The following is a 6,014-nucleotide window of genomic DNA, read 5'->3' on the forward strand; positions in this document are numbered from 1 at the left end:
TAAAAAAACAATAAAAATCATTGTATCGTTTCATATCAATACCATGATCGCTAGAAAGCTAGCCACATGGTATTGATAGAGCTTCATGGCATCGAAGCACTCAATGCTATCCATGATGCCATGAAAAAACGATGTTTGGCGATGCCAAATGTTGCCAAGAGGTGCCGAACGAAATAGCAAAAAAAAAGCCCGCAGTAGCGCGGATTTAGATATGTTCTCGTGCTACTCGACGCCAGCCATTGCCAGACGCCCTATCACTCCCACTCGATCGTGCCGGGGGGTTTTGACGTGTAGTCATAGACTACGCGGTTCACGCCCTTTACTTCGTTGACGATGCGCGTTGCAACGCGGGCAAGGAAGGCTGGTTCGAAGGGGTAGATGTCTGCCGTCATGCCGTCGACCGACGTTACCGCACGCAGGGCGCAGACGCGATCATAGGTGCGGCCGTCGCCCATTACGCCCACGGTGCGCACCGGCAGCAGCACTGCGAAGGCCTGCCAGATTTCATCATACAGGCCGGCAGCGCGGATTTCTTCCAGATATACCGCATCCGCCTGCCGCAGCGTATCGCAGGCTTCTTCCGTCACTTCGCCGGGAATGCGGATCGCAAGGCCCGGGCCGGGGAACGGGTGGCGGCCGACAAAGATGTCGGGCAGGCCCAGTTCACGGCCCAGTTCGCGCACCTCGTCCTTGAACAGTTCGCGCAGCGGCTCGACAAGCGCCATGTCCATGCGCTCGGGCAGGCCGCCGACGTTGTGATGGCTCTTGATCGTGACGGATGGGCCGCCGGTGAAGCTCACGCTCTCGATCACGTCGGGGTATAATGTGCCTTGCGCCAGGAACTTCGCCCCGCCCAGCTTTCGTGCTTCGGCTTCGAACACGTCAATGAAGGTTTTGCCGATGAACTTGCGCTTGGCCTCGGGGTCGGTGACACCCGCCAGCCCGCCCAGAAACTGCGCGGCAGCGTCCACGTGCACCAACTGGATGTTGTAATGGTCGCGGAACAGGCCCACCACCTGCTCGGCTTCGTTCAGGCGCATCAGCCCATGATCGACGAACACGCAGACCAGTTGATCGCCGATCGCTTCATGGATGAGGACCGCCGCAACCGCCGAATCGACGCCCCCCGACAGGCCGCAGATCACCCTGCCATCACCCACCTGCGCACGGATTTCGGCGATCTTGGTTTCGCGGAAGTTCGCCATGCTCCACACCGGCTTTGCCCCGGCAACCTTCAGGACGAAATTCTCGATCAGGCGGCGCCCGTCGGGCGTGTGCACGACTTCCGGGTGGAACTGCACGGCATAGAACCCGCGCGCTTCATCCGCGACGGCGGCAAACGGCGCACCATCTGACCGGGCGACGACCTGAAACCCGGCGGGCAGCGCGTCCACCCGGTCTCCGTGGCTCATCCAGACCGGGTGCATGCTGCCATCCGCCCAGACACCTTCGAACAGCCGGCAGGGCGCCACCACCTGCACTTCGGCACGGCCGAATTCGCGCGTTCCGCCGGCAGACACCCGCCCGCCCAGCGCCTTCACCATCGCCTGCTGGCCGTAGCAGATCCCCAATACCGGCACGCCCGCCTGCAAAACCGCTACCGCGAGTTCGGGGCTGCCGCCTTCGGTCACGCTGGCGGGGCCGCCTGACAGGATGATCGCCTTTGGCTGCAAACGCCCGATGGCAGCCGCCGCGCCGTGGAACGGCACCACCTCGCAATAAACATGCGCTTCCCTAACCCGGCGCGCGATGAGCTGGGTCACCTGGCTTCCGAAGTCGAGGATCAGAACGGTGTTGGCTTGGGCTTCAGCAGAGATCGACATGCGGCTGCATTACGGATCGAATCGCCCCGACGCCAGTGGCAAGCTCAGTCGCCTTCGCTGTGCCTTTCGATCGTCGACAGGATCGTCCGCCAGCGCTCGTCCAGCGGTTTCGGGCGGCGCCCGTCGCGCGCGACATAGACATGCACGAAAAATCCCTGCGCCGCCGGTTCGGCAGAGCCTTCGACGAACAGGCCGATTTCATAGCGGACCGATGACGAACCGATGCGACTGACAGCGATTCCCGCCTGCAAACCCTGCGGGAAGGCCACCGGCCGGGCATAGGTGCAGCCGGTTTCGACCACCAGGCCGATAAGATCGCCCTTTTCGATATCCAGAAGGCCCTGCTCGACCAGCCAGGCGTTCACGGCCGTATCGAAGAAGCTATAGTAAACGACATTGTTGACGTGGCCATAGGCGTCGTTGTCCATCCAGCGCGTGGCGATCGGGCGCCATGCACGGTAATGATTGCGTCCTCTGAGAGAAGGGCGCTCGGCCATCGTGAATCCCCTTGTTGTTCAGGCGTGTGCCGATACCAGATCATGGCCGACACGATTGCGGATGCACGCATACATTGGGCCACGCATACATGCGCAACGCAACAGGAAGCAAGGCGCACAAGCGCAGCACCATTACCGCACACGCCAAAAAGTTCTGCAAGTTCAGGGAGTTCGGATGGTGGAGCCTAGCGGGATCGAACCGCTGACCTCTACAATGCCATTGTAGCGCTCTCCCAGCTGAGCTAAGGCCCCAAGACCATTCCGTGTGTCCCGCCTGGGAGCGGGAGCGGCGCGATTAGCGCAAGGTTGTGCGGGGTTCAAGCCCCTTTTCGACGCCCATCATCTTTTCGCGCCGGATGGACAGCCGGGCAGTAGATGCACATCGCCCGGCAGTGCGTGCCGGGCGATGCGCGATCGTCAGCGATCTTCCTCGCGGTCTTCGACGACCACTTCCGACAGATCGTCATCACCGCCGATATCGACGTTGGCGTCGTCCGACGGCTCGTCGCTGTCGGCATCGTCGATGTCGAGATCGTCGTTCTCGAGCGCCGGTTCGGCCTTGGCGCTGTCGCCTTCGGCCTTCTGGGTTTCGAACGGCAGCGTCTGCTTCGATTTCAGGATCGGTTCGGGGATCCACGCATTGCCGCACTCGATGCAAGTGACGGGATCGTCATTTTGCAGGTCATAGAAGCGGGTTCCGCACTTCGGGCACTGGCGCTTGGTGCCCCACTCGGGCTTGATCACGTCAAAAAACTCCGTTTGGCGGCAGGTCCGCCGTGCCGTTGAGCACCGGTCCCGTCATCGCTGGAAGGGGCGCGCCTTGCCATAGGCGCGTGCCGCTGTCAAAGCCCCCGCCCATGCACGCCGAACAAGTTCTTCCCCTGCGCCTTGTGGCAGAAGGCCCGCTGGCCGGTCACATCACCGTTCCCGGAGACAAATCCATCTCGCACCGGGCGCTCATGCTGTCGGCGCTTGCCGTCGGTGAAAGCCGCGTGGATGGCCTGCTCGAAGGCGAGGACGTGCTGGCAACCGCCGCCGCCATGCGCGCAATGGGCGCCCGGATCGAGCGCGCAGGCGAAGGAAGCTGGGCCATTCACGGCGTCGGCGTCGGCAGCCTGCTGCAACCCGCAAACGCGCTGGCGATGGGCAACAGCGGCACCTCGACACGGCTGCTGATGGGTCTGGTTGCCACCCACCCGATCACCGCCACTTTCACCGGCGATGCATCGCTAAGCAGCCGGCCGATGGGGCGGGTGATCGAACCGCTGTCGGCGATGGGCGCACAGTTCGAAGCCTCGCCCGGCGGCAGGCTGCCGCTGCTGCTGCGCGGTGCCGCCACACCCCTGCCGATCCATTATCGCCTGCCGGTCGCTTCGGCACAGGTGAAATCGGCCATTCTGCTGGCGGGGCTGAACGTGCAGGCGGAAACCGTCATCGAAGAACCCGTGCCGACGCGCGATCACAGCGAGCGGATGCTGCAAGGGTTCGGCGCCGACCTGACGGTCGATCTGCTGGCCGACGGCACGCGCCGCATCGCGGTAAGGGGCTGGGCCGAACTGAAGCCCCAGCAACTTACCGTGCCGGGCGACCCGTCGTCGGCGGCATTCCCGATCGTCGCTGCGCTGATCGTGCCCGGTTCGGACGTGTTGATCGAAGGCGTTGGCCTGAACCCGACACGCGACGGGCTGGTGCGTGTGCTGGACATGATGGGAGCCGGTATCGAACGGCTGAACCCGCGCCTCGTCGGCGGAGAGCCGGTCGCCGATCTGCGGGTGCGCCACGCGCATTTGCGCGGCATCGAGGTGCCGCCGGAAATCGCTCCGTCGATGATCGACGAATACCCTGCCCTGTTCGTGGCCGCCGCCTTTGCCGAGGGCAGGACGGTGATGCGCGGTATCGAGGAACTGCGGGTCAAGGAAAGCGACCGGATCGCAACCATGGCCGCGGGCCTGCTGGCGGCTGGCGTCGGCGTCGAAGAATTGCCTGACGGGCTGATCGTGCAGGGCGATGGCGGCGCAAAGGTCACGGGCGGCAATCAGGTAGAGACGAAGCTGGACCACCGGATCGCCATGAGCTTCGCTGTTTTGTCGCTGATGGCCAAAAGCCCGGTGACCGTCGATGACCGGGCGCCCATCGCCACCAGCTTTCCGGGGTTCCTGTCGCTGATGCAGGCAATCGGCGCGCACGAGGGCTGACCGGCAGGCTCAGCCCGCAAAGCCGCCAAGGATCGCAGCGATGCGTTCCCCCGCGTGGCCGTCGCCGAACGGCTGGACTGGCGCAAGTTTCGGCATGGCCAGCATGCGGATGGCTGCTGCGGCCATCAGGTCGCCAATGGCTGGCGCAATTTCTGCGGCGCCCGCCTCGATCGCTTCCGGCCGCTCGGTCGATGCGCGCAATACAAGCGTGCGCAGGCCAAGATAGGGCGCTTCTTCCTGTAGCCCGCCCGAATCCGTCAGCAGCAGTGCCGCGCGCCGCATCAGCCAGACCATCGCCGCATGATCCAGCGGCTCGACCAGATGGATGCCGCGCACGCCGCCAAGCGCTTTCTTCAGCGGACGGCGGACTTCCGGGTTGGGATGCAACGGCAGAATGATCCGGTGCGCACCGTCTGCGCGGCAAAGCGCGGCAAGACCGGCTGCAATCGCCTGAAGCCTGCCCATCTGATTTTCCCGGCGGTGGACGGTTGCAACGATCAGGCGTGCCGATGGATCAGCGATTGCCCCGAAACGCCTTTCCAGCCCGGCATCCAGCGACCGGTGCGCATCAAGCCGGGATGCGGTCGCGAACAGCGCGTCGATCCCTGTGTTCCCGGTGACATGGATGCGGGCATCGGGCACACCTTCCAACCGCAGCGCTATTGCCGCCCGTTCGGTTGGCGCGAAATGCAGGTTGGCAATCGGGCTTACCAGCCTGCGGTGCATTTCCTCGGGGAACGGGTCGGCGATGTCGGCGGTGCGAAGGCCCGCTTCGATATGCCCGACGGGCACGCCTGCATAGGCAGCGGCAAGCGCACCGGCGATCGTGCTGACCGTGTCGCCCTGCACCAGAACCATCGACGGCCTGTAGGCGCCGATCAGCGGCGACAGACGCTGGACCAGACTGCCGAGCAACTGGCCTGGCCCGATGCCCGCCTGCGCGCTTTCCAGCACTGCATCGGGCGATATTCCCAGTTCATTGAACATGCGTGGCGCCAGATCGCGATGCTGGCCGGTCGCAACCAGCACGACGCGGTGCCCATGACGGCGCAACGCAGCGACCACAGGCGATAATTTGACCGCTTCCGGCCGCGTCCCACAGACGACCAGAAATGGCGGTTTGCCTAGCATCGATCCGGCACCCCCTCGTGCGGCTGCATGATGTGCAACCACGGCACCGACCCCGGCGCTCCATATCAGCTTGCCGGAACGCGAGCCATCGCTTTCCGCCGCAACAGAAAGGAATTGTTGGTTAATTGCCGTAGCTTGAGCACTGCTTGAGCCAAGGGCTGACCATTGTTGAGAATCAGTTGCACATGTGAACGGTTTTGATTATCAGTCGCAACAAGCGATGTCGGCGAATCACCGATACCCCGCAGAAACCGCAGCGGATTTCACGATCTGCCGCAACGCAAAGGCCGCTCAGATGATCGTTTGCTCGTGCAATGCCCTGCGTGAAGCCCAGGTCCGCGAAATCGCGCGCGACGGCGTCAGCGGCG

At 63.7% G+C, this 6,014-nt stretch carries 6 protein-coding genes and 1 tRNA gene; 2 read left to right on the forward strand and 5 right to left on the reverse strand.

Going from position 1 to position 6,014, the window contains the following annotated elements; genetic code table 11:
• Nucleotides 1-254: 254 nt before the first annotated feature.
• The 4 genes from guaA to AC16JP_RS11470 all read right to left on the reverse strand — a co-directional run bounded on the left by guaA (nucleotide 255) and on the right by AC16JP_RS11470 (nucleotide 3,064).
• Entirely contained in the window at nucleotides 255-1,823 is a 1,569-nt protein-coding gene (gene guaA, locus AC16JP_RS11455) for a glutamine-hydrolyzing GMP synthase (RefSeq protein ID WP_484340747.1), read from the reverse strand.
• A 44-nt stretch (nucleotides 1,824-1,867) separates the two neighbouring features.
• Entirely contained in the window at nucleotides 1,868-2,320 is a 453-nt protein-coding gene (locus tag AC16JP_RS11460) for an acyl-CoA thioesterase (protein WP_484340748.1), read from the reverse strand.
• Nucleotides 2,321-2,496: 176 nt separating this feature from the next.
• Nucleotides 2,497-2,572: transfer RNA gene (locus AC16JP_RS11465), tRNA-Ala, on the reverse strand.
• 165 nt (nucleotides 2,573-2,737) lie between these two features.
• The gene (locus AC16JP_RS11470; protein WP_484340749.1) at nucleotides 2,738-3,064 is read right to left on the reverse strand and encodes a TIGR02300 family protein; all 327 of its coding nucleotides are present in this window, start codon (nucleotides 3,062-3,064) and stop codon (nucleotides 2,738-2,740) included.
• Between the two features lie 113 nt (nucleotides 3,065-3,177).
• On the opposite strand from AC16JP_RS11470, the gene aroA reads away from it, so the two are divergent.
• Nucleotides 3,178-4,515 carry a 3-phosphoshikimate 1-carboxyvinyltransferase gene (gene aroA, locus AC16JP_RS11475; RefSeq protein ID WP_484340750.1) on the forward strand — a complete coding sequence of 446 codons (1,338 nt, stop codon included), beginning with the start codon at nucleotides 3,178-3,180 and terminating at the stop codon, nucleotides 4,513-4,515.
• Nucleotides 4,516-4,524: 9 nt separating this feature from the next.
• Here the strand turns inward: aroA and wecB are convergent, their stop codons facing one another.
• Nucleotides 4,525-5,646, reverse strand: a complete 1,122-nt coding sequence (gene wecB / locus AC16JP_RS11480; RefSeq protein ID WP_484340751.1) for a non-hydrolyzing UDP-N-acetylglucosamine 2-epimerase — start codon at nucleotides 5,644-5,646, stop codon at nucleotides 4,525-4,527.
• 187 nt (nucleotides 5,647-5,833) lie between these two features.
• Here wecB and AC16JP_RS11485 point away from each other — a divergent pair.
• On the forward strand, nucleotides 5,834-6,014 hold a 181-nt coding region (locus tag AC16JP_RS11485; protein ID WP_484340752.1), incomplete at its 3' end, for a (2Fe-2S)-binding protein.

Source organism: Sandaracinobacteroides sp. (assembly GCF_057137845.1).